The organism is Aquiflexum gelatinilyticum (assembly GCF_024813435.1).
In the GTDB taxonomy this organism is placed as follows: Bacteria; Bacteroidota; Bacteroidia; order Cytophagales; family Cyclobacteriaceae; genus Cognataquiflexum; species Cognataquiflexum gelatinilyticum.
The window spans coordinates 68720-93493 of record NZ_JANAEZ010000006.1 but is presented as its reverse complement, the minus strand read 5'-3'; the positions used below and the strand labels follow the sequence as shown (position 1 = coordinate 93493).

22 protein-coding genes are annotated in these 24774 nt (G+C 40.8%); 12 read left to right on the top strand and 10 right to left on the bottom strand.

Annotated elements, in window-relative coordinates; genetic code table 11:
* Positions 1–8 precede the first annotated feature (8 nt).
* A complete protein-coding gene (locus NK987_RS14130; protein ID WP_259264376.1) occupies positions 9–1328 on the top strand; it encodes an aspartate kinase in 1320 nt (439 codons plus the stop codon).
* A gap of 335 nt (positions 1329–1663) precedes the next feature.
* On the opposite strand, the gene NK987_RS14125 is transcribed toward NK987_RS14130, so the two are convergent.
* Positions 1664–1966 carry a hypothetical protein gene (locus NK987_RS14125; protein WP_259264375.1) on the bottom strand — a complete coding sequence of 101 codons (303 nt, stop codon included), beginning with the start codon at positions 1964–1966 and terminating at the stop codon, positions 1664–1666.
* Between the two features lie 482 nt (positions 1967–2448).
* Here NK987_RS14125 and NK987_RS14120 point away from each other — a divergent pair, with 482 nt between their 5' ends.
* Together NK987_RS14120 and NK987_RS14115 are read left to right on the top strand one after the other, a co-directional pair.
* On the top strand, positions 2449–4182 hold the full coding sequence (locus tag NK987_RS14120) for a M14 family metallopeptidase (RefSeq protein WP_259264374.1): 1734 nt from the start codon (positions 2449–2451) through the stop codon (positions 4180–4182).
* Positions 4183–4258: 76 nt separating this feature from the next.
* Positions 4259–4576, top strand: coding sequence for a DUF6787 family protein (locus NK987_RS14115; protein ID WP_259264373.1), 318 nt, complete (start codon positions 4259–4261; stop codon positions 4574–4576).
* Between the two features lie 185 nt (positions 4577–4761).
* On the opposite strand, the gene NK987_RS14110 is transcribed toward NK987_RS14115, so the two are convergent.
* The 3 genes from NK987_RS14110 to NK987_RS14100 form a co-directional block, all read right to left on the bottom strand.
* Positions 4762–5619, bottom strand: a complete 858-nt coding sequence (locus NK987_RS14110; RefSeq protein WP_259264372.1) for a sugar phosphate isomerase/epimerase family protein — start codon at positions 5617–5619, stop codon at positions 4762–4764.
* A gap of 160 nt (positions 5620–5779) precedes the next feature.
* Positions 5780–6592: a sugar phosphate isomerase/epimerase family protein gene (locus tag NK987_RS14105; RefSeq protein ID WP_259264371.1), complete on the bottom strand. Its 813-nt coding sequence runs from the start codon at positions 6590–6592 to the stop codon at positions 5780–5782.
* Positions 6593–6608: 16 nt separating this feature from the next.
* Positions 6609–7466: a phytanoyl-CoA dioxygenase family protein gene (locus NK987_RS14100; protein WP_259264370.1), complete on the bottom strand. Its 858-nt coding sequence runs from the start codon at positions 7464–7466 to the stop codon at positions 6609–6611.
* Between the two features lie 175 nt (positions 7467–7641).
* Here NK987_RS14100 and NK987_RS14095 point away from each other — a divergent pair, with 175 nt between their 5' ends.
* The gene (locus NK987_RS14095; RefSeq protein WP_259264369.1) at positions 7642–9432 is read left to right on the top strand and encodes an ABC transporter ATP-binding protein; all 1791 of its coding nucleotides are present in this window, start codon (positions 7642–7644) and stop codon (positions 9430–9432) included.
* Between the two features lie 59 nt (positions 9433–9491).
* On the opposite strand, the gene NK987_RS14090 is transcribed toward NK987_RS14095, so the two are convergent.
* From NK987_RS14090 to NK987_RS14070, 5 genes are all read right to left on the bottom strand, one after another.
* Complete coding sequence (locus NK987_RS14090; RefSeq protein ID WP_259264368.1) at positions 9492–10691, bottom strand: redoxin domain-containing protein; 1200 nt, start codon at positions 10689–10691, stop codon at positions 9492–9494.
* Positions 10692–10767: 76 nt separating this feature from the next.
* Positions 10768–11901 carry a DUF4221 domain-containing protein gene (locus tag NK987_RS14085; protein WP_259264367.1) on the bottom strand — a complete coding sequence of 378 codons (1134 nt, stop codon included), beginning with the start codon at positions 11899–11901 and terminating at the stop codon, positions 10768–10770.
* 167 nt (positions 11902–12068) lie between these two features.
* A complete protein-coding gene (locus NK987_RS14080; RefSeq protein WP_259264366.1) occupies positions 12069–13211 on the bottom strand; it encodes a cysteine desulfurase family protein in 1143 nt (380 codons plus the stop codon).
* A 72-nt stretch (positions 13212–13283) separates the two neighbouring features.
* Positions 13284–14675 carry a phosphoglucosamine mutase gene (gene glmM, locus NK987_RS14075; RefSeq protein WP_259264365.1) on the bottom strand — a complete coding sequence of 464 codons (1392 nt, stop codon included), beginning with the start codon at positions 14673–14675 and terminating at the stop codon, positions 13284–13286.
* A 59-nt stretch (positions 14676–14734) separates the two neighbouring features.
* Positions 14735–14965 (bottom strand): hypothetical protein, encoded by a 231-nt coding sequence (locus NK987_RS14070; protein WP_258422401.1) that lies wholly within the window; start codon positions 14963–14965, stop codon positions 14735–14737.
* A 70-nt stretch (positions 14966–15035) separates the two neighbouring features.
* On the opposite strand from NK987_RS14070, the gene mazG reads away from it, so the two are divergent.
* The 4 genes from mazG to NK987_RS14050 all read left to right on the top strand — a co-directional run bounded on the left by mazG (position 15036) and on the right by NK987_RS14050 (position 19306).
* Positions 15036–15836 carry a nucleoside triphosphate pyrophosphohydrolase gene (gene mazG / locus NK987_RS14065; protein WP_258422400.1) on the top strand — a complete coding sequence of 267 codons (801 nt, stop codon included), beginning with the start codon at positions 15036–15038 and terminating at the stop codon, positions 15834–15836.
* A gap of 273 nt (positions 15837–16109) precedes the next feature.
* Positions 16110–17021, top strand: coding sequence for a hypothetical protein (locus NK987_RS14060; RefSeq protein WP_259264364.1), 912 nt, complete (start codon positions 16110–16112; stop codon positions 17019–17021).
* Positions 17022–17084: 63 nt separating this feature from the next.
* Positions 17085–17876, top strand: a complete 792-nt coding sequence (locus NK987_RS14055; protein ID WP_259264363.1) for a CHAD domain-containing protein — start codon at positions 17085–17087, stop codon at positions 17874–17876.
* Positions 17877–17923: 47 nt separating this feature from the next.
* Complete coding sequence (locus NK987_RS14050; RefSeq protein ID WP_259264362.1) at positions 17924–19306, top strand: methyltransferase RsmF C-terminal domain-like protein; 1383 nt, start codon at positions 17924–17926, stop codon at positions 19304–19306.
* Between the two features lie 131 nt (positions 19307–19437).
* Here the strand turns inward: NK987_RS14050 and hflX are convergent, their stop codons facing one another.
* Positions 19438–20700: a GTPase HflX gene (gene hflX, locus NK987_RS14045; protein ID WP_259264361.1), complete on the bottom strand. Its 1263-nt coding sequence runs from the start codon at positions 20698–20700 to the stop codon at positions 19438–19440.
* Positions 20701–20928: 228 nt separating this feature from the next.
* Here hflX and rfbC point away from each other — a divergent pair, with 228 nt between their 5' ends.
* The 4 genes from rfbC to NK987_RS14025 all read left to right on the top strand — a co-directional run bounded on the left by rfbC (position 20929) and on the right by NK987_RS14025 (position 24769).
* Entirely contained in the window at positions 20929–21480 is a 552-nt protein-coding gene (gene rfbC / locus NK987_RS14040; RefSeq protein WP_259264360.1) for a dTDP-4-dehydrorhamnose 3,5-epimerase, read from the top strand.
* Positions 21480–22232, top strand: coding sequence for a tyrosine-protein phosphatase (locus NK987_RS14035; RefSeq protein WP_259264359.1), 753 nt, complete (start codon positions 21480–21482; stop codon positions 22230–22232). Before rfbC ends, NK987_RS14035 begins: the two co-directional genes overlap by 1 nt.
* A complete protein-coding gene (locus NK987_RS14030; RefSeq protein ID WP_258422393.1) occupies positions 22229–23194 on the top strand; it encodes an NAD-dependent epimerase/dehydratase family protein in 966 nt (321 codons plus the stop codon). Before NK987_RS14035 ends, NK987_RS14030 begins: the two co-directional genes overlap by 4 nt.
* 147 nt (positions 23195–23341) lie before the next feature.
* Positions 23342–24769: a tetratricopeptide repeat protein gene (locus NK987_RS14025; RefSeq protein ID WP_258422392.1), complete on the top strand. Its 1428-nt coding sequence runs from the start codon at positions 23342–23344 to the stop codon at positions 24767–24769.
* Positions 24770–24774 lie beyond the last annotated feature (5 nt).

Genomic DNA, 24774 nt, shown 5'->3' with positions numbered 1-24774 from the left:
TATCCATTATGAAAATAATGAAGTTCGGGGGAACCTCAGTAGGCAAACCCGAGAGAATGCACCAAGTCAAAGACCTGATAACCCGAGACAATGACAAAAAAATCGTTGTCCTCTCAGCACTTTCCGGGACTACAAATGCCCTTGTGGGGATTGGAGAAGCTTTGGAAGATGCCAATAAAGACTTGGCAAAACAAAGAATCGATGTCCTACACCAGCATTATCTTACCTTTTACAAAGAATTGCTGAAGACAGAAGCCGCCCGAAACAAGGCAGAAAAAATCATCAAAGAGCATTTTGAGTTCCTGAATATTATTTTGAAAATCTCCTTTAATGAAGCCATCAACAGGGATATTCTGGCTCAGGGAGAACTCCTTTCTACCAAGCTTTTCTTTACCCTGTTGCAGGAATTAGAGATTAATGCAGTGTTTTTGCCGGCATTGGATTTCATGAGTATCGACGAAAACCATGAGCCTGAGCTGAAGAAAATCTCTGAAAAACTCAAAGCTATTCTCGCAAACTATCCCCAAGACAGGATTTTTGTGACACAGGGTTATATCTGCAAAAACCACAGAAATGAGGTGGATAACCTCAAAAGGGGAGGTTCAGATTATTCTGCTTCTCTTATAGGTGCGGCGATCAATTCAAAAGTAATTGAAATCTGGACTGACATCGATGGCATGCACAACAATGACCCGAGGATCGTGGACAAAACCCGTCCTATTGCACAGATGTCTTTTGATGAAGCAGCTGAATTGGCTTATTTCGGAGCAAAAATCCTCCACCCTGCCTCCATATGGCCTGCCCAACAATATAACATCCCGGTCAAGTTGCTGAATACCATGGAACCGGATGCACCCGGAACTACCATCACCGCCAAAGAACAGGGCTCAGGAGTGAAAGCCCTAGCAGCCAAAGATGGCATCACTGCCATCAAAATCAAATCCAGTAGAATGCTTTTGGCTTATGGCTTTTTGAGAAAAGTGTTTGAGGTATTTGAGAAGTACAAAACATCCATCGACATGATCACTACTTCAGAGGTGGCTGTTTCGGTGACTATTGATGACCTTTCACATTTGGCAGTAATCGTCAAAGAACTTGAAATTTACGGAACAGTTGAGGTGGACAGCAATCAGACAATCGTTTCGATCGTGGGAAATATGATAGCCGAATCCAAAGGAACTATGGCCAAAATCATGAATTGCCTGAAGGATTATCCGATCAGGATGGTTTCTTATGGAGGAAGCAGGCACAATGTCTCTCTTCTCTTGGATGCTAAATATAAAAATGAAGCATTAAAAAGCCTGAATGAAGGCTTGTTTGAATGGTAAGCAATAATCCTCAGAATTGAAAAACCCACCCAAAATCACTTGATCGGGTGGGTTTTTTCATTTCTCGAAACCTCCACCTGTGTGTAGTCAAACGTCTGATGCTAGGACTGGGTGGGATTTGTAATCCCACCCTTTTATCATATTCAATTTGTAATTGAATACAAATCAAAAATCTCTAATCAAAAGGTAATTGTAGTTTATTGAATTACAAATTCAAAATCATAAGAAGGCTTAATTTCAAATTACGCCTAGCGCCATCGCCTTTCTACGCCCGGAAGAGGGTTTCTTTCTTTTGAAGGTCGGAAGCGATCAGGTCAGCTATCTGTAGCAGGGGGCTATTTTCTCCGACTTTCAGATTTTTCCTCAAGGTGATAATTCAGGCGCCAATACAGATGAAACACGGTATTGTCATCGCATTTGTCAGATATGTCGTAGGTAGAAATATTCAGATGTTCCCAAAGCGACTTCAGTCTTTTTAGTTGATATACTTGATTGGGAGTTACAATAGTTAGATATGAAAAAAACCTAGTTTCTCTGTATGTCAACTTGATTTGATTAATTTCATTTCTCGCGTTTTCGATCACTACTTGATTCCCGTCTTTTTCAAGCGATACAGACTTCACGGAAATATTCTTCATGACCTATTTAAATTTGTCAAAATTTGAGCTTGTTCTCCAAATATTTTCATATGCTTCCTTCCAATTGGTTTTGCTATTTATTGTGAATTTTTTTATGTGATCGTCAATAGAGGGGCCAAGTTTGTTGCCATAGCTAAACAAATTTCTAATCTCCGCTATACCCTCACCTGGGTGTAGTCAAACGATAGATGCTAGGACTGGGTGGGATTTGTAATTCCACCCTTTTATCCTTTCCAATTTGGAATTAACCAACCAAACGAAAGGTAATTCTTGGCATTTTGAATTACAAATTCTACTAAATAAAAAGGTGTAGATACGATCTACGCCTAGCGGGTGGGTTTTTTCATTTCTCGACACCTATCATTTACAAATCTGATTTTTTAGAGTTCCGTTACCCAAAGGGTAAAATGGATTTCAGATTTTCAATCCCAATAATTACAATCTCTTTTAGCATTATTTAGCCAATTTCCCCAAATTCGGGCATGAAAAAATCGCTCTTCCTATTTTTGGTATTTTGCCTTGGTTTCTCGGCTTTCGCCCAAAAAAAATACCAGACCCAATTTGAATCCAGCGGCGGAAAGGAAACGCCCACTTACCAAGAGGTAATCGCATATTTTCAGATTCTGGCTGATGATTTTAAGGAAGTAAGAATTGTGGAGATGGGCATGACAGATGCCGGACTTCCACTGCATGTGATCCTATTTGACCGAAAAGGCGCATTTGATCCCAAAGAATGGCATGATTCCAACCGGCTCGTACTCTTCATAAACAATGCCATCCACCCTGGGGAACCCGATGGCATAGACGCCTCGATGATGTTTTTGAAGGATGTTTTGCTCAAAAAAATCGAGGTTCCAGAAAACCTCGCCATGGCCATCATCCCGGTATACAATATCGGCGGCCACCTGAACAGAGGTTCATTTAGCCGCGTCAACCAAAACGGTCCAGAGGAATTCGGCTTTCGTGGAAATGCTAGAAACTTTGACCTCAACAGGGATTTTATAAAAGCAGATACAAAAAATGCCAAGTCGTTCCAGCAGATTTTCAATTGGCTGAGGCCGCAGGTATTTATCGATACGCACGTCAGCAACGGTGCCGATTACCAGCATGTGATGACTTTGATCTCCACCCAACACAATAGACTTGGTGGCAAATTGGGCAGCTATCTGGATCAAGAAATGAATCCAGTGTTGTATGAAAAGATGAAAGCCAGGGAATTCCCGATGGTTCCCTATGTCAATGCTTATGGTTCAAAACCCGAAGACGGTTGGAACCAATTCAAGGACAGCGGCAGGTATAGCAGCGGCTATGCGGCGCTTTTCAGTACCCTGAGTTTCATGCCGGAGACCCACATGCTGAAGCCCTATGACCAAAGGGTGAAATCCACCTATGCGCTGTTTGAAACCTTTATTGAAATCTTCCAAAAAGACGGTGATAAAATCGTTGAAATGGCAAAGGCAGACCGGATGGCAAGAAAAACCCAAAAAGAATTTGCCTTAAACCACGTGTTGGACAAAAATCAACATTCACTGATTGAGTTTAACGGCTATGAATCAGGTCAAAAATCTTCAGAAATCTCAGGGCTTCCCAGGCTATATTATGACCGGACGAAACCCTTTTCTAAAGAAGTAAAATTCTTTGATACCTATTCAGATGGCTTGGTCATCGAAAAACCAAAAGCCTATATCATTCCCCAAGCTTGGTATCCGGTGATTGAAAACCTTCAGAGAAACGGAATCAGAACCGAACAACTGAAATCGGATACGACAATCCAGGTTACAGTTTATCATATCAAAGATTTCCAGACCGGGCAGCGTCCTTTTGAAGGACATTATATGCATACCGGGATACAGGTTGAAAAATCCCAGTCTGCATTGACTTTCAGAAAAGGAGATTACATGATTGAAATGAATCAGGAAACCAACCGCTATATCATGGAAGTGTTGGAACCGCAAGGGGAGGACAGCTTTTTTGCATGGAATTTCTTTGACACCATTCTCCAAGCCAAAGAGGGTTTTTCAGCCTACGTCTTTGAAGACTTGGCAGCAGAATACCTGAATCAAAACCCCGAACTCAAAAAGCAGCTGGAGGAGGAAAAAGCAAAAAACGAGGAATTGGCCAAGAATGCAGGTGCACAGTTGAGATGGGTTCATGAACGCTCTCCATGGAAAGAAAAAGAACATAACCGCTATCCAGTCTTCAGGGTCGAAAATTGAATTTACTCTCACTTAAAATTCACCCAAAGTCATTTCAAAATGTCCCTGAGATTCCCTTTACCTTTAAAAATCAAAAATGTCTCAAGAACCCAAACCGAACTTCCTGACCAGGCTTCAGACCAAATGGAAACTGAATAGCTTGCTGCAGGTTGTCTTGATTCTCATCGTTTTTGCCCTGACAGGCTTTACTATTTTATTTATCAAAAAACCGATTTTTGACTTTTTGGGAGTCAGTATGGAAAGGGGTGGATTTTGGAAAACAGTTCTCTACCTGCTCTTGGTATTACCGCTTTATCAGATTATTCTCCTGATGTGGGGATTTGTATTTGGTCAGTTTTCCTTCTTTTGGGAAAAGGAGAAACAGTTTATTAGGAGGATATTTGGGAGGAAATAGCTTCTTAAAATAATTGGCCTAATTTCGAGAAATGGATATTAATGGATATTAGATACTAATTGATATTGTACTTAATCCAACTTTTTATATGCATTGATACACCTTCTTGGCGCTGAACATTTAGGACTTGAAGTGAAGTCCAATTGCCGTGGCTGTGGACAATGGTCTGTGGACTGTGGACAAAATTATTTTTTCAGACTTTTCAGGTACTCCATACTTTGGGGAACTTGAATATAGTACACAGGACTTTCATCCTCAATGTAGTAATGCTTCACTTTTGCTTTTTTGGCAGCAACCAAAATTGACGGAAGATCCAATTGTCCGGTACCGAGGGCAACATCATTTTCTACAGGTGTTCCACCCGACATGTTTCCTTCCACATCTTTTCGCAGGTCTTTCAAATGCATCAAAGCAAACCTTTCTCCATACTTTTCGAGATAAGCCACAGGATCTGCTCCGGGAAAAAATGTCCACAAGATGTCCATTTCATAACTCACATACTTGGGATCAGTCTTTTGAATCATCAGGTCAAATAGCGTCCCGTCCCCATGTGGATGAAACTCATAGCCATGGTTATGGTAGCAAAAAGTAAGGTCATACTTCTCCTTTAAAACTTTCCCAACTGCATTGAAATCTGCAATAGCTTTTTCTGCAGCCACCAAATCAAAGGGAGCAGTGTGGGGAATCCATGCAATCCTGACATACTTCGCTCCAAGGGTCTTGGCATTTTCCCCTACCTGATCAGTTTTTTCCATCAGATCGGCATAACTCACCCCAAAAGACGAACAGTAAATATTCCTCTCATCCAACATTGTCCGCAAGTCCGCTGCCGTCTTTCCAAACAGATTGGAAAACTCCATGTCCTTGATGCCCATAGCCTGCAAAGTGTCCAAAGTGGCCGCTACATCCTTTTGAAAGCTGTGCCGATAAGTGTAAGAAACCATCCCGGGTGTGTCAGGAAACAGTGCTTTTTTGGATTGGGCTTCAATGTTTCCTACCAGAAGCAGGCTTATTATCAATGTGGCAAATAAGAACTTGTTCATGTTTTCTGACTTTATAGGCTCGCGGTTTTTTATTTTCTAAAGATTTGCTCCCGCAGATTTCGCAGACTGCCGCAGATTTTATTTAGGTCTCTAATTTATTCGAACTTTTCCAAGAATCTATCTGCGAAAATCTGCGCCATCTGCAGGAAATAATTTTTGATTAAAGATACCTTTTTTTGAAAGTTTCCATCATCCATACATTTACTTCCCATTGATTGACGAGGGGTTTACCGGTCTGAGGATGTAGGACCATATAGGGCGGGGCCCCAAATTCCGGTGTCACCGTGAAGGTTTTTTTACTTTCTTTGGAAGCCTTTTCAATTACCTGATCCCACCACATAAAGTGCCTCTCCAAAGCGGGTTTCCATTCAGGAACTCTTGGATCAGGCACCTGCGGCCCTTCTGTATACCCAACCCTCGCATGAAGGTGGGCTGTCGACCTTATGGCCGTCTGAACAGCCTCCTCTTGGTCTTCTAAAAAGGATTCCGCAGTCACACACCAATGGGAAATGTCCAAGGCGATTTTCAGTTCAGGAAAGCGGTCAAGGTAATCTTTGGTAACATGGGCAGCAAAACTCCATTTTCCCCGATGGGTTTCATGAAGGACAGGGATTCCTGTTTCTTTTGAAACTTGGTTGGCCAAATCAAACAATCCCTTGTTTTGATCAAAGGAATAGTAGTCCTTGCCGGTTTGGGAATTGATAAAAAGGGGATTGGTCGCAGCCAAATTTCTGAGTCTTCTTTCAAAATTTTTGCTGTGGACCAAAAAATCAGCATCGACAGTTTCCCAATGTTGGGCTATCAATTTTAAACCATAAGAATTAATCAGATTTGCCCTTTGATCTCTTTCCTTTTCATCCAAAGGAAAACTCATTTCCACACCGTCATACCCTGCCTCCAAAACACGGTTTAAGAAATCTTCAAAAGGGATGGCTTCGCAGCCCCAAAGCGGGCAAAAGTATGCTATTTTCATAATGATGAAATTGGAATCAAGAGGACTTTACATCTTTTTCCCAACCTGTTTCTTTGAGCGCGGGATCATTTTCCTTTTTGAGAAAATCAGCAGAGGAAAGTGAGTCTGCCTCCCATTCCAAAATGGCTTCATTCGGAACCATGTCTACAGGAGTTTTCCAGGAAGTGGATGTTTCATTGTAGGCTAGGTTCGATTGGGAATTGTAACAGGCAATGATCGACCAACGGGGTTTGTCAGAAAGATTGGCTTCTGACCTGTGCAGCAGGTTGCTGTGAAAAAACAATGCATCTCCCGGATCGATTTCGCAATAAACCAATTCCATTGTTTTGAGGGCATTTTCGACCATGACCATATCCGCTCCTACCTGTTCCCCGGAAAACCCGTGATTAACCCTGCCCAATTTGTGGGAACCTTTGATAACCTGAAGGCAGCCATTTTCCTTGTTGGCTTCCGTCAATGCCACCATGACGCTGAGGAGTTGATCCGGAAAAATAAACTGGTTCTTATACCAATACCCATAGTCTTGATGCCATTCCCAAGCTCCGCCGACACGTGGTTCTTTTTGCATGAGTTTGGAATGAAAGTGACAGACAGGTGCATCACTGTCTAACAATTTAGCCACTGAGTTCACCATTTTTTCACTCCTTGTCAGGTATCCAAAAACATCATTCCCGGGCTTAAACCAAAGTGAAAGTCTTGTTTTCTTCCCTGAGAGGTCATTGAGGTCCAATGCGTTTTTTCTCATGGCATCGTCTTCGATGGCTGTCCTGTACATTTTTTCTGTCTCTTCTTTAGAACAGAATCCTTTGACCAGGACGTAACCGTCACGGTGAAAATCAGCTACTTGGGCGGGAGTCAGGGTAGAGAGGCTCATGGATTTTGGGTTTGTTTTTCATAAAAATACAGAACTTGTAATTGGACTACTAGCCTATTTTCAAAATAAATATTACAACAGTCAGGTTCTCTCCCTGAAAATCTGATCTTTTATCTTCCGTCTACGGGCATATTGTTTAGATTTGCAGGTTAGGAATTCAGAATTAAAAGTATCCATGGCAAAAAAGAGAGGCAATGCCCTTGAAGAGCACGAAAAGCGCAAGCTAAACAAACAGAATCTGAGTAAGCTTGGGGGGATTTTTAGGTTTATCTTACCTTACAAATTGAATTTTTTCCTGGGGATGCTTTTCCTCATATTTTCAAGTCTTACACTTTTGACTTTTCCCTATGTAGCGGGAAAACTCATCGATACAGCTTCAGGAAAAACATGGTTGGTGGATGACATCAATGGAATCGCCTTTATCCTTTTAGGAATATTATTGGTTCAGAGTATTTTCTCTTTTTTCAGGGTTTGGCTTTTTGCCAAAGTATCCGAGCGCAGTATGAGGGACATCAGGATTTCATTGTACAGCCAATTGGTACAGTTGCCGATGACCTTTTTTGACAAAAGGAGAACCGGAGAATTGATCAGCAGGATCACTGCAGATGTCAGCATGTTGCAGGATACTTTCTCGACGACCTTAGCTGAACTCCTAAGACAGATCATCACCTTGGTCGCAGGTGTGATTTTCCTGATGATGACCACGCCCAAATTGACGCTTTTTATGTTGGCGACATTCCCGGTTTTGGTGATCATTGCGATGGTCTTTGGGAAATTTATCCGTAAACTCTCCAAAGAAACCCAAGATGAACTTGCTGCTGCCAATGTGATAGTGGAAGAGACATTGCAGTCCATCATGACTGTCAAATCCTTTGCTGGTGAGGAATACGAATCCAACAGGTATAGAAAAGGATTGAATAAAGTCGTGGTTGTGGCTTTGAAAGCTGCGGGATTCCGAGGCGCTTTTATCTCATTTATCATTTTTGCTTTGTTTGGCGGCATTGTAGCGGTGATGTGGTACGGGGCGACTTTGGTGGCTTCGGGAGACATGAGCGTGGGAGATTTGGTTTCATTTGTACTGTATACCACCTTTATCGGCGGGTCGATTGCGGGCTTGGGAGACATTTATGGCCAACTCCAAAAAGCCATAGGATCGTCTGAGCGGGTTTTGGAAATCTTGGGCGAGGCACCGGAAGTCTCCACAGCAGATTTCCAAAAAGTCCCGATGGAAGGAAAAGTAAGCTTCCGGGGTGTACGGTTTTCTTATCCTACCCGTCCCGAAATGGAAGTGTTGAAAAGCATTGACTTTGAAATCCCTGCCGGAGAAAAAGTCGCTTTGGCAGGTCAAAGCGGAGCCGGCAAGTCTACCATTATCCAGCTTTTGCTGAAGTTTTACCCGATAGACAAGGGTCAGATTTTGATTGATGGCAAATCAATCGACACCTGGAATCTGAAGCAACTCCGCTCCAACATCGGAATCGTCCCACAGGAAGTTCTTTTATTTGGCGGAAGCATCAAAGAAAATATTGCCTATGCCAAGCCCGATGCTTCGGAGGAAGAAATCATCGAAGCCGCCAAAAAAGCAAATGCCTGGCAGTTTATCAGCAAATTTCCGGAAGGAATGGAAACCAAGGTCGGTGAGCGTGGGATCAAACTTTCCGGTGGACAACGTCAGCGTGTAGCCATCGCCCGGGCCATCCTGAAGGATCCTGCGATTTTGATTTTGGATGAAGCGACGTCCTCTTTGGATGCTGAATCTGAGGCTTTGGTACAGGAAGCTTTGGATGAACTGATGAAAAACAGGACAACCATCATCATCGCCCACCGCTTATCCACGATACGCAAGGTGGACAGGATTTATGTGCTGAAGGAAGGTGAAATTGTCGAGGAAGGAACCCATGAACAACTGGCTTTGCAGGAAGATGGGTTTTATGCCAATCTGGTGAGGTTGCAATTTGCGGAGTAGAAAGGAAACCCTCCAAGGGTTTTGAAACCCTTGGAGGGTTAGACCAATAGTCTTAAATTTTAATCCTTATACAACACCAAGACATCAATTTCCCTTGATTCTTTTTTGATTGCCAAGCCTAAACTTTTTAAGGCATAGATAAGACTTTGGGGATTTTCCGGTTCAAAATTCAGGTCAAAGAAATAGGTGCCATTAAGGTTGGTTTGATTTACTACTGGCAAGCCCAAAATATCAAAATCCTCAAGATATTCGGCCAAATCATTCATGGAAGCTCCATCACTTTGAAATGTACCGCTTCGTCCGCTGTAGGAGCTATATTCTTTTGACTCTGTCAGGTTTGCCTGTCCTGTTGAATACAAAACGAATACCTCAGTAGGCCTTTTCTCAAGTTTTCCTTTTATCTCAAACCATTCGGTAAGGCCTTTTGCAAAATATTCATAAAGGTCAGATTCACTTCCGATGGGCACAATCACATCCACGCTGTACAGGCTTCCAGGTTTGTAGGCTACCAATTCTTGATCAATCAAATAATCTATCCTCATGGAGCTTTTTTGAAATGCCATCCTATACAGCCCTTCAATTGAGAAATTATGGGCAGAGATTCTTCTGTTTCCAAATGTTCCCTGATTTGGAACTTTGGCAAAGGTAGGAACACCTTCGAATTCCTTCTGGATCACAAAATATTGGTCCACATCCTCGGCAACTTCAAAAAAATCATGGCTGGGTTCAAAACCTACCTGTTCCTGTTTTAATGGGAAAATAGGTTTTTGTCCTTCTAAAACATCCCTGATTGTTTTTTCGGTGATTTGATCCGGTGAGGTAATGGCTATCACTTCGCCGTACTTATCAATCAAAACTGTGTGCGGGATAATCCTGTGTGGGAAATATTTCACCAGATTATTCTCTTTATCTGTTACAAAGGAAAAGCCGAAGGGTCTGTTCACCATAAATTTTTTTATTCTTTCCGGACTTTCATCACTGACAGCGAGCACCAGAAGTTCAGAAGGAAAAGACTTTTGTAGACTTTCCAAGTGCGGCATCCCCGCAATACAAGGTCCGCACCAAGTTGCCCAAAAGTCGATTAGGATAATCTTTTCAGAATCACTTTCAACTTTCTTCACTTCATCAGTTTTAAGATCAATTACTTCGAAGGAAGGAATTTTTTCTCCCAAACCTATCTTTTGGGACATGGAAAAGTGACTAACAAGCGTAAAAGCAAGGATCAGACAAACAAATCTCACACTTGGGTATGGGTTCATATTTAGAGGTTTTTTAAACATTAACGTGGAGTTATTAAAGAAGCAATTTGCAGATCTTGACTTTCCTCACAAGCCTTCAATTTTCTAAAACTTTTATTCTTATAAAACCCAATTCATCATTGAGGTTTTGGTGTATCCAGATTGCTCCGTCTTTGAAAAAACTTGTAACCGGCGGTTTGGTAAAACCATCCAACTTCATCTCCCCAATCATATTGAGTTCCTTATCAAAAACCGTTAGGAATACATCAGCCTTATTAATTGTTTCACCCTCAGGCTTTGGTAAAGAAATACTAGAAAGCCTATAAAATCTTTGGGAATCGGAATCCCAATTTAAATTCTTGAAATCAATTTGTTCATTCAATTTTTTGCCTGCCGCAATTAATTCTTCAATGGAACCTACTTCAACCTTTTCATTCGGCGTTTTTTGATTAGGGGTAAGTTTACTTTCAAAGGTTTTTACATTAACTGATTCCAATTTTGGATCAAAAATGATAAATTGATTTATGGCATTGTTACCAATTAAGATTTTATCATTCCATGAATACATGCTTACCACTGGTTTATTTGACGCTATAGAACCAGACATGGTCATCAACACTCTAAAATCCTTTAGTTTTTCCAGTTGGGGAATTTCAATTCTTTTTAGGGTTTTAGTATCCAGATTGACCAATCCAATTGTGGTACTGTTTTGATCAATTTGATCAATAATGGTGTAAAACTCTTTTTTACCTTCCACGAATAAGTAATGAGGATTAAGGTCCTCCTTTCCAAAAAGACTATCTCCGGAGAGTTTTTCTTTTTCATAATTGAACATTGAAATTTTTTGGGCATCTTGGTTAACTACAGTCCACGAGTTAAAATTTGAGAAAAGAAAACGGCCTTCACCAAGATCAAGAAGGCCATTGGGATTTTCGATACCGTTTGGACCCTCCTTTTCCAGCTGGATTTTTCTATCCAACACAAGTTTATCCAAATCAATAACTTCGATCTGATGGGAACTGCCATCGAAATTGTATAGGAATTTTTTGTCTTCAGATAAATCGAACACTCCCAAAAAAGTCCCTGCCATCAACACTTCTCCTTTAGAATCAACTAGGACAGTGTCTATTTCTAAATTATTTTCCTCAAATGCACCTGTGGAGTTTTCATTACCTTTTTTGGAACAGGATAAAAGAATCACAGTTGCGACCAAAAGAAAGACCTTTTTCATTGATGAGAAGTTTCTGGAAAAATAAGGATCAAATTCCATTTATGGAAAATATAGTTCAAAAATAAAAGCCATGATCTCATCATGGCTTAATTAATCATTAAGGAAAATAAGTTGAAGTCAGTATCCCAAACCTTTCAACCTTAAAACTTTACAACCTTAAAACCCTTTCAAACCGTCACCCCATACAATTCTTTCAACTTCTCCACAGTATAATTGATCTCTTCTTTGGTATTAAACCTACTAAAGGAAAACCTAACTGATTCTCTCTCCGCATCGTGATTGATAGCGCGGAGTACATGAGAACCGACAGTAGCGCCGCTGCTGCATGCCGAACCGCCCGATGCAGAAATTCCATGAAGGTCAAGGTTGAAAAGCAGCATGCCCCTGTTTTCTTCAGAAGGAGGCAGACTCACGTTCAATACAGTATAAAGACTTTTTTCAGAATTTGAGGAAAGCCCATTAAAATCAACTTCTGGAATATTGTTTTGAAGGGATTCGATAAAATACCTTTTCAATCCTTCGATATGTGTACGGTGCCCTGCCATGTCTTCATAAGCAAGTTCCAAAGCTTTAGCTATACCGACGATGCCGATGACATTTTCTGTACCTCCCCGCATATTCCTTTCCTGGGCTCCTCCATGGATGAATGGATGGATTTTTTTATCCTTTCTCACATACAAAAAGCCTGAGCCCTTTGGTCCATGAAATTTGTGCCCACCGGCCACGATGGCATCGACGGGAAGGTTCTTGAGGTCATGGACAAAATGTCCCATGGTCTGTACGGTGTCCGAATGGAAGAAAGCCCCGTATTCTTTTGTCAAAGCACCGATGGCAGCCAAGTCATTGATATTTCCGATTTCATTGTTGGCATGCATCAAGGAAACCAACGAATTGGGATTCGCCTGAAGTAATTCCCTGAGTTGGTCAAGGTTGATTTCTCCTTTATTATTGACATCCAAAAGGCTGAGCTTTACTTTTCCTTTTTTGGCACAATCCTCTAAAGTATGCAAGACGGCATGGTGCTCTATCGGGGAAGTGATGGCATGCTTGATCCCGTGAGTTTCAATGCCGCAGACGAGAGCAGTATTGTCAGCTTCGGTGCCACCTGAGGTAAAAAATATTTCAGCAGGAGAGGCATTGAGCAATTCCGCCACTTTCTTTCTTGCCTTTTCGATAGCAGACCGAACTTCCCTTCCATGGCTGTGCACGGATGAAGGATTGCCGTAATGCTGTCTCATAAAAGGAAGCATGGCCTCGATCACGCGGTCGTCCATGGCAGTGGTGGCGGCATTGTCTAAATAAACTCTCATTTTCTTCTATTTGGGTCGGGTTATTTTGTTTTTGTCAGCCATTGTTTGTGAAGACACAAACAACAGTTGAAATCACTTTGAGCTCGTCACCACTTCTTTGATATCAAGAATGATTTTATTGGCCAAGTGGTCAGCAGTGGCCTGACTTTCGGATTCAGAATAAATCCTGATAATGGGTTCGGTATTTGATTTTCTCAAATGCACCCATTCCTTGTCAAACTCTATCTTGACACCGTCAATATCATTGATCGGCTGCTTCTTATATTTCTTTTTGACTTCCTCTAGGATCTTGTCCACGTTGATTTCGGGAGTCAGTTCGATTTTGTTTTTAGAAATATGGTAATTCGGATAGCTCGCTCTCAGTCTTGAGATTGTCTTACCAAACTTGGCCAAATGCGTCAAAAACAAACCAATTCCCACCAATGCGTCACGTCCATAATGGGATTCAGGATAGATGACCCCGCCATTGCCTTCCCCACCGATGATCGCATTTGTCTCCTTCATTTTATTGACGACGTTGACTTCTCCCACTGCGGCAGCGTGGTATTCGCCGCCTCTTTTTTCGGTGACATCTCTCAATGCCCTGGTAGAACTCAGGTTGGAAACGGTATTGCCGGGAGTCTGCGAAAGCACGTAATCCGCCACAGCTACCAAGGTATATTCCTCCCCAAAAGGACTCCCGTCTTCATTCATAAAGCAAAGTCTGTCGACATCAGGATCGACGACGATGCCCAGGTCATATTTGCCTTTTTTAAGCTTATCGGCAATGTCCCTGAGATTTTCAGGAAGAGGTTCGGGATTATGGGGAAAATGTCCGTCAGGAGTACAATACATTTCCTCGATATCCTCAACGCCAAGTGCCCTCAGCAATTTTGGTAAGGCGATGCCTCCTGTGGAATTCACACAATCAATGACTACTTTAAATTTTTTGGCAGCAATGGCCTCTTTGTCTACAAGCTTGAGACCGAGAACATGCTGTACATGTCGGTCGATGTAATCGTCGATCTGGATATATTTTCCAATTTTTTTGACTTCCGCAAAGGAGAAATTTCCTTTCTCTGCATTATCCAAAATGGATTTTCCTTCCAGGTCTGATATAAATTCTCCTTTGTCATTGAGCAGTTTCAAGGCATTCCATTGAATAGGATTATGGCTTGCGGTAAGGATGATTCCTCCACCTGCTTTTTCCAAAGGAACAGCCAATTCGACTGTCGGAGTAGTGCTCAGACCAAGGTCGATCACATCAATTCCCAAACCCTGAAGCGTCGCTGCTACTAGTTTGGAAACCATTTCACCCGAAATTCTTGCATCCCTGCCGATGACCACTTTTGGATTTCTTGTTTGGTTGATCACCCAACTGCCATAGGCTGAAGTAAATTTGACAACATCCAAAGGAGTCAAGCCCTCACCGGGTTTACCTCCAATAGTACCTCTGATACCGGAAATAGATTTGATTAACGCCACATTGAAGAGTTTTAAGTGCTAATTGAAAAATCCCGGTAAATCCGGGAGATGAAAAGTTTTTATTTGAATTTGGCCAAAACTTTGTCCACTTCATTGTCTGGATTGCCACAGGAACTGTTTGCATCTACTGTTTTGCCGCAATAGCTACAAGTACCTCCATCTTTGTTCAGGTAAGGATTTTGCGAAGCACAGGTTCCTTTAAACTCACCGTTTTTGAGGAAAATAAGCCTAACAGACATCAAAACGAAGAACAATGCCAAGAATCCCAAAGTCAAATACAAGGTTGCCATATCAATATAATTTGCGCAAATTTACGTAATACTTTGAAAACGTCCTCACTTTCCGATTAGTTTCCCACGCATGACTGATATATCTCATAGAAAAGACCAACTGGAATCGTTTGACAGACTTTTGACCATTATGGATGAGCTCCGAGAGCAATGCCCTTGGGATAGAAAACAGACCCTTGAGAGCCTCAGGCACCTTACTATCGAAGAAACTTTTGAATTGTCAGACGCAATCCTTGAAAACAACCTAGAAGAAATCAAAAAGGAATTGGGAGATATTCTCCTCCATATTGTTTTCTATGCCAAAATAGGATCCGAAAAAGAAGCCTTCGATATCGGCTCAGTAATTGACAGTCTATGTGAAAAACTAATCCGCCGACACCCGCACATCTATGGTGATACGGTCGCCAAAGATGAAGAAACCGTCAAACAAAACTGGGAGAAAATCAAACTGAGTGAAAAAGGAAATACGTCTGTTCTCGGCGGTGTTCCGAAGTCCTTGCCTGCCTTGATCAAAGCCATGAGGATCCAGGAAAAAGCACGGGGCGTGGGTTTTGACTGGGAAGAAAAGCATCAGGTATGGGAAAAAGTGGAAGAGGAAATGCAGGAATTCAAGGAAGAATTCAACACCTTGGAGGGACAGGAAATTGACAAAACAAAGGCAACGGGGGAGTTTGGAGATTTACTTTTTTCTTTGATCAATTACGCAAGGTTTATCGATATCAATCCTGAGGAAGCATTGGAACGGACCAACCTCAAGTTTATCAAACGCTTCCAATACCTCGAAAATGCCGCAAAATCAGCCGGCAGAAAAATAGAAGACATGAGCCTAGCCGAGATGGATGTTTACTGGGAAGAAGCCAAAAAGCTATGACTTGATTTTTTGAAGAAGAAAAAAAGTTTTCCGGCAATCTTTAGCAATGGAAGGAAACTAATATGTTTTTACAATTTAATTCCAAGACAAACTAAACTGCCTATTTCATATAGGTTATAACCACATTTTTTTGGAGGCGAAAGGCAAGTCTCTATATTCAAAATAAAATTTGGTAAATTTGATTTTTATTTGTTATTTCATCTGAATTTAAAATGCGATCACCCCCCATTTTAAACTATAACTCTTCAATTTTCAGCAAAAATTTCATTTCCCATGAAATGCCTAAGACGTATTCTATTTTTGGCTATTCTGCCATTTGTCATTACTATCAGTGTAAATGCACAAGACCTTACATTCCTTGATTTGGACGCTCAGGTTCAGTCTGCAATCAATAATGGGGAGTGGCTGAGAGTACTTGAACTTGCAAAATCACAGATCAAATCTGACGTTGACCGCGCAGAAGGATATTATTATTCAGCCCTTGCATTTTATAACCTTGGAAAAAATAAGATGGCCAAGCCCTATATGAACCACTTGAGAAAAATGGATCAAACAGAATTAGACCCCAAAATAAAAGAACTGCATGACAGATTGAATTCGGGTGAAAACAAGGGAATCAAAGAAACTTTCTTTTTGAACTATGATCCAAAAAAAGGAATAAGGCTTTACGATAGGTCGTTCCTTTCTTTTTCATATGATTCTAAATTACCTTTTGGCATAGCAGTAGGCAGTATCAACCATCATGGGATCGCTACTTATCTTCAAGTCAGAGGAAATTCAGAAATTCTTACAAAAAGTGGCGAAATCACTGTAAGGAGCAATGGGAATATTTATGGTACCCAAAATAAAGATTCAGAGGCAACAGGTAAAATAAGGAAAGGAACCGCTGAATTTGTCATGGGGGTGACGTGGAAAATACACCAACCTTTATGGTGGTATGCTGGTGCAGGACTCAACCACTCCAGGGAGTTTTGGGAGGTAACAATTTTTGAAGAAAACGGCAACAGCTTGGGTGAAATTTGGGCAAGAAACACTGAAATCAACCTCAATCAGGCATTGGTAGAAAGTGGCTTTATTTTGGATTTTAATGGTTTCAATCTCCGTGGGGGAACAAGTCTTGTGGGATTTGATTTTTCAAAAATTCGATACAACATGGGCATTGGTTTTTCTTTCAAAAGGAAATAGCAAAGTCTTTTTTCCAGAAAAAATCAAATACCGGTATATTTAACTTCTAAAAATAATCAGAGGTTGAAAAAAGCTGCCCAAAAGGATTACATCAAAGAAAGGATAAAATCAGTATCAGACCATTTATCCCTTTTTGTCAAAGACCAAAACCATGAAGCCCTCCACCAAGTGAGGGTTGAAGTCAAAAAGGCAAATTCCCTATTGAAACTTCTGGAGTTTAAAAATCCCAAAACCAAAACCGTTTATTTTTTTCGTCCTATAAGGAAAATTTTTAAAAAGGCGGGCCTGATAAGAGAAGCTCAGTTGAATCTGGAAAACTTGGAATCATTTCAAATTCAAGATGAGAAAATGAAGCTTCGTCTTCAAAATATTGTCCAGAAAGAAACAAAGGATTTCCTTTCGAAAACCGGGGTTTTTGAGGATCAGCTAAATAAAAGTCTAAAAAAAACCCTGAAGAGCATAGAGCCAATAAAGGAAGAAAAAGCATTAGATTTTTACAGATTCCATTTAAATCTTGCAGCTAAAAACCTTAAAAGAAAGCTTCTATTCAACCACTTACATGAAAGCCGAAAATCCCTTAAGGTTTTGATTCATCTCCATGAAATACCTGCATTCGACCAAATCGGAGACCTGCAGTTAAACTGGTCTTACCTGGATCTTCTTCAGGATAAAATCGGAAAATGGCATGACCTCCACCGGACGGAACTTTGGATGAAAAAGAACAAGGCCAATAAAAGTAGTCTTAAAATTATCCAAACAACTCTCAAAGAGCAATTGGCCGAAATCAAGGAATTGAAAAAAGATTTTGAAATAAAGACCATGAATTTAGATGAAACGGCCATTATCCAGGAATGAATTCCTTCCTGTTCCATGTTTATCCCTATTTTTGTTAAAAAACCAAGATGTCCGAAATCAACCTTCCTTTAGCATTCGAAACCCAAATGAAATCCTATTTGGGCGAAAATGAATTCAGGGAATTTGTCGAGGCATTGGAAAAAGAGCCAAGGGTATCCATTCGGCTCAACAGGCATAAAACAAACTTCCAACCTGAAAACAGCAAACACGTACCTTGGAATGAAGATGGCTATTTTTTGGAGGAAAGGCCTTCATTTACCCTAGATCCACTTTTTCACGCAGGATGTTATTATGTACAGGAAGCTTCCTCAATGTTTATCCAACATATATTGAAGAGTATTGATGCTCCGCAATATGGAATTTATCTTGATTTGGCGGCAGCTCCCGGAGGCAAGTCGACTTTGTTGAGTAGCTATTTGGGAAAAAACGGTTTTTTGGTAGCCAATGAGGTCATTAAATCCCGGGCAAGTATTCTCAAAGAAAATATCATCAAATGGGGGATCGGAAACACCCTTGTCACACAGAATGACCCTGAGCATTTTGGGGATTTGGCAGGTTTTTTTGATTTGGTATTGGTGGACGCTCCCTGTTCGGGCGAAGGGATGTTTCGCAAAGATCCGGACGCCATGTCGGAATGGTCAGCAGACCATGTGGCCCTATGTGCCGCAAGACAGGAAAGAATCATGGACCATGCCGGCTCATTTGTCAAGGGCGGAGGCTATCTGATTTACAGCACATGTACTTTCAACGAAAAAGAAAATGAGGAAATGATCAGGTTTATCGTGTCTGGATACGAATATGAACCTGTCAGAATTCCTTTGGATAGCACTTGGGGAATTGTGGAATCGCAAGTTGACATAGACGGAATCAGTTTTTTTGGGTACCGATTTTTCCCTCACCGTGTGGAAGGAGAGGGATTTTTTATTACAGTTTTCAAAAGGCCGGAAAACGCTTTACTTCACGAGCCAAAAAGAACCAAAGACTTTAAGCATCCTTATATCAAACCAGTTGGAAAACAAGAAGCAGAAAAGCTGATGGTTCAAATGGGACTACCTGAATATAGCGGTTTTTATAGCCTTCAGGACAGCTATTTTTGGGTAAACAAAGATTTTCAGCAGCATTTCGAATACCTTTGCAGGTTTTTGAATATCCGGTATTTTGGAGTAGAACTTGGCAAAATCAACAAGCAGCAATTTATCCCCAACCATGAATTGGCCGTAAGTATTTTACCAAAATCAGGATTTTTGACTTATGACCTTGACTTGAAGGAGGCCTTGGATTATTTGAGAAAAGAGGATATTCCTTTAAAGGATTTACCGGAAGGTTGGGTTTTGGTGACATTTAAAAACATGCCTTTGGGATGGCTTAAAAACCTTGGCAACCGGACCAACAATTACTACCCAAAAGATTGGCGGATCAGGATGAAATAGTTTTTCAGAGCTTGTTTTTTATACAACCTGATTTTACTTAATAAAATTTAATTTTTATACAATTACTTGCATCTGAACAAATAATAAAGGTTTGAAATCCATTGCTGTGGACTGTAACCTGTGGGCTATTTTCATTCCCCCTCAAACTTTGACATATCCACTACTTCATCTTCGAGGTAATGAGGATAGATTTTGAGATGTTGCTTTTTGACTTCTTTCACAAGTGATTCCCTGAACGTCTCGACATTGGTCCCATCACCGGCAGCCATAAATACGGGGGTTATCCCATACTTCTTTTGGTAGGCAAGGGAAAGTTTTTCAAAATCCAGGTACTTACTTTCAGCCAATTCCAATTCAGTCATGTGCATCATCTGCTCTTCTGTGGGCATTTTTGGAACCAAATCGATTTTGTTGAATACCAAAAGGACCGGTTTGTCTCCTGCACCGATTTCATTCAAAGTGTTGTTGACAACATTGATATGATCCTCAAAGTTAGGATGGGAAAGATCCACCACATGTACCAAGAGGTCAGCTTCCCTGATTTCATCCAAAGTTGATTTGAAAGATTCAATAAGGTGCGTCGGCAGCTTTCGGATAAAACCAACTGTGTCTGAAAGTAGGAACGGAATATTTTCGTACACCACTTTTCTGACTGTGGAGTCTACCGTGGCAAAGAGCTTGTTTTCGGCCAATATATCCGATTTTGTGATCAGGTTCATCAATGTACTTTTGCCGACATTGGTATAACCGACCAATGCTACCCTTACGATTCCCTTTCTTCCTTTTCGCTGTGTAGCACTCTGTTTTTCTATTTCTTTCAGTTTTTCTTTTAGCAGGGTAATCTTATTTCTGATATCCCTTTTATCTGTTTCGATTTCTTTTTCACCTGCTCCACCTCTTGTACCCGTACCGCCTCTCTGTCTTTCAAGGTGAGTCCACATTCGCGTAAGTCTTGGTAGGAGGTATTGGAATCTTGCCAACTCAACTTGGGTTTTAGCTTGTGCTGTCTGCGCCCTATTGAGAAAAATATCCAAGATCAATAAAGACCTGTCATAGACTTTTACTTTGAGTTCATTTTCCAAGTTTCTCATTTGAGAAGGAGAAAGGTCATCATCAAAAATCACCATATCCACTTCAAAATGGGTTACATAAGCTTTTATTTCTTCCAGTTTACCTGTGCCTACAAATGTCCTCACATCAGGTCTTTCGAGCCTTTGGGTAAATTTATACACTGTTTTTGCGCCGAGAGTCTCCGTCAAGAAAGCAAGCTCTTCCAGATATTCCTGGACCTGTTGCTCGGTCTGACCCTGACGGATCAGGGCTACCATGACGGCAGTTTCCTGAATAGGGGCAGTTTCAAATAATTTTTGGAATTTTCTTGAAATTTTACTCATACATTTTGGCGATATATTGGAAAAAGAGAAGCTGACTGAAAATAGTTCCAAACAGGAATGTCCTACAAATTTAACATCCTAAGGACAATAAGCCTTATATTTGCGACATTAAAACCCCATGACCTGGTAATATCCTAAATTCAATTCTCCCAAATAGTTTCCGTTTTTGGTCTATTCCCAAATTAATTATCGGTTTCTAGCTATCATATTTACCTTCACCAACAAACAATGAAAATAACAGCAACGCCCCTTGAGGGTCTTTTTGAAATATATCCTGTGATTTTTAAGGACGAACGCGGTTATTTTTTCGAGTCATTCAGAAAAGAAGATCTCCTCTCTCAGGGCATCGATAAAGAATGGGTTCAGGAAAACCAATCATTCTCCAAAGTTGGCACCATTCGTGGTCTTCACTATCAAAATGAACCTCATGCTCAAGCCAAACTTGTCAAAGTTATCAGCGGAAAAGTTCTAGATGTAGTGGTTGACCTAAGAAAAGGTTCAAAGACCTATGGAAAAGTGTACAGCAAAATTCTGGATGACCAAAACCATAACATGCTCTTCGTACCTGAGGGATTTGGACATGGGTTTTCTGTGTTGGAAGATGCGGTGTTTTCCTATAAATGTTCCAATTATTACAACAAAGCAAGCGAAGGCGGAGTAATATGGAATGACCCGGTTTTAAATATTGACTGGCAGGTGGATACACCCATAATTTCTGCCAAAGACCAAATTCTTCCAACATTCGAAGAATTTACAGAAATGACCAAAGGAGGACTATAATGGGATTATTTGATTTTTTGAAGAGCAAAAGCAAAGCATTAACCCCAAATAAACTTGATCTGGGCTGGATGCAGACTGATATGCATTCGCACCTTATTCCGGGCATAGACGATGGCTCTAAGTCATTGGAAGAATCTTTGGAAATGATTTCAAGGTTAAAGGACTTTGGGGTCAAGAAAGTCGTGACTACCCCCCATATCATGTCCGAATTTTATAAAAATACGCCTGAGATTATTCTTGGTGGATTGAAAAAAGTGAAGGAAGCCCTTCAAAAAGAATCCATTGACATAGAAATAAACGCAGCCGCAGAATATTACCTAGATGAATTCTTCCTCGAAAAAGTCAGAAGTGGCGAACCACTCCTCACTGTATACAAAAATCACGTTTTGGTGGAGACAGGTTTTGTAACAAAACCGATGATGCTGGTGGAGATATTTTTTGAAATGGAAATGAACGGATATAAACCGATACTGGCACATCCTGAGCGCTATCAATACCTTGCCCAAGACAAAAAATTGCTTCATGAAATGATTGATAGGGATATTTATTTTCAGCTCAATCTTTTGTCCCTTACCGGATTTTATTCCAGGCATGTCCAGGCTTTTGCTGAATTGCTGGTGAAAGAAAACAGGATTAAATACGTAGGAACCGACACTCATAATCACCGATATCTAGATGCTTTGGAATCATTGACCCAGAGTAAATATTACGACAAAATCCAGGAAATTTCCATATTCAATACCTATCTATGAAAATTCTGATCACAGGAGCTACCGGACTTTTTGGAAGTTACCTTTCTAAAAAATTTATGGGAGAAGGGGAAATCCTGGCCTTGAAAAGAGAGCACAGGTCTAAGGGTTTATTGGAAAATTCTGATTCGGGAATTACTTGGGTCGAGGGAGATATTTTGGATCCTCTTTCCTTGGAGGAGGCTATGGATAAAGTAGATCTCGTAATCCATGCAGCTGGAATGGTTTCGTTCAATCCCGGAGATGAAAGTAAATTGATGAAAATCAATGTAGATGGCACTGCCAATGTGGTAAACGCAATGCTAGCCAAAGGAGTCAATAAACTGATCCATGTCAGTTCAGTTTCGGCTTTGGGAAGAACCGCCGAGGCAAAAGTTGCTGATGAAAATACCCCTTGGGTAGAATCTACGCTTAACACTCCCTATGCTATCTCTAAATACCAGGCCGAACTGGAAGTCTGGAGGGGCGTACAGGAAGGTTTGGAGGCAATAGTGATACTGCCTTCGATCATTTTGGGCAAAGTCAGTGATGACCGCAGTAGTACACAGATCTACCATTATGTCCTGGAAGAAAGTAAATACTACCCTGCAGGTACTGTCAATTTCATTGATATCAGGGATGCCGTAGAAATCACCCATCAACTATTTAAAAAAAACCTCTGGGGAGAAAAATTTATTCTAAACAACAGCGCTGTATTGTACAAGGATTTTTTTGAAACTATGGCAAAGGTTTTTGAAAAAAAGGCTCCTGCCAAGAAAGTCAGCCCTTTTCAGATCAAACTAGCGATATTTTTTATTGGAATAGGAAGGCTCTTGGGAATAAGCAAAAATCCGCTAAACAAGCAGACAGCGATGCTTGCACAGCTTTCGATTACCATGGACAATAGAAAAGTGACGGAAGCAATCAAATTCAGGTACCATTCTTTGGAAGACAGTTTCAGGTGGGCGAAGTCGAACGAAAATTAAATTCTGGACGTTAATCCATTTAAAATTTAAAAATCCTCTTTTTGGGGGATTTGGCACATATTGGCCACTTCCATAAAAAAATAATCAAAGAGGGGTTTTGTACCAAAAAATAATTTGGTATCTTAAGTAAACTATTAAAAGAAACAGATGACCGGAGATTTTGATAACGATTGGGAAGAAGACAAAGAACTCGTAGAACGGTTTGAAAATTCACTTAAGTCCAATATGGATCTTTATTTTGAGGAAGAGGAATTAGAAAACATAGTCCGATTTTATTTTGATCAACAGAAATTTGTAAAAGCACTAAAAGCATCTGCACATGCTTTGGAAAAATTTCCCTTCAGCGTCGAAATCAAGCTGTTGAAGGCGCAGTGCCTGATATTCAATGATGAACTGGAGGAGGGATTGGAAATTCTCGAGAATCTCAACAACCTGTCTCCGAACAACGAGGATATCGTTTTAGCACTCAGTCAGGCCTTGATGATCAACAGCAATATCAAAGAAGCGATCGAACTGCTGGAGAATTTTTTACCTATGGCCGAGGACAAAGCTGAAGTGTATTATACACTTGGCAACCTTTACAAAGCCAACGAAAACAACGAAAAAGCCACATATTATTATAAGGAATGTGTCAAAATCAGGATCAACCATGAGGATGCACTGTTCCAATTGGCAATGATCACTGAGGAAGAGGGTTCTTTTGATGAAATCCTTGATTTTTATAGGGAATTTATTGATCAGGACCCGTACAGCGCAGGTGCTTGGTATAACCTAGGTGTGGTTTACAACAGACTTGGAAGGTTTGAGGAAGCCATACAGGCCTATGATTATGCCCTGATTATTGATGATGCTTTCGCCTCTGCCTATTTCAATTTGGGCAATGCCTATATGAATACCAACCAATTTGAGCTTGCACTTGAAGCATACCAAAACACCATTAACTGTGAGGGTGCAAATGCCGAAAACTGCTGCTATCTCGGTGCCGCCTATGAAAAATTGGATCAAATAGACCTGGCTTTCAAAAATTTCAAGAAATCAGCCAAGCTTGATCCTGAATATGACGATGCCTGGTTTGGATTGGGAATGTGCATGCTCAAAAAAGAAAAATTCTTTGAAGCCATCCACTATTTCAAAAAAGCAATCAAACTTACCAAAGAAAATGCCACCTATTGGGTAGGACTTGCGGATGCGGAATACAACCTCGGCAACCTTCAGGCCAGTTCTGAAGCGTATGAAGAAGCCATCACCCTTGAACCGGGGATTATAGAAACCTATGTCAACCTTTCTATCATCTATTTTGACCAAAACAGGTTTGAGGAAGCTGAAGACGTCATCAAGGAAGGTATTGAAGAATTGCCCGAAGAAGCTGAATTATATTACAGACTCGTGGTCTATCTGATTAAATCAGCTAAATACAAGGAAGCCTTTTCATATTTAGAAAATGCATTAACTTTGGACTTTGGGAGACACACATTGTTGTACGATTTGATGCCGGAGATCAAACACCAAAAGGCTATTTTCAAAATCATCTCCCAATATAAGGATGCCGATACATCATCCGATCTAAACAATTAATTACC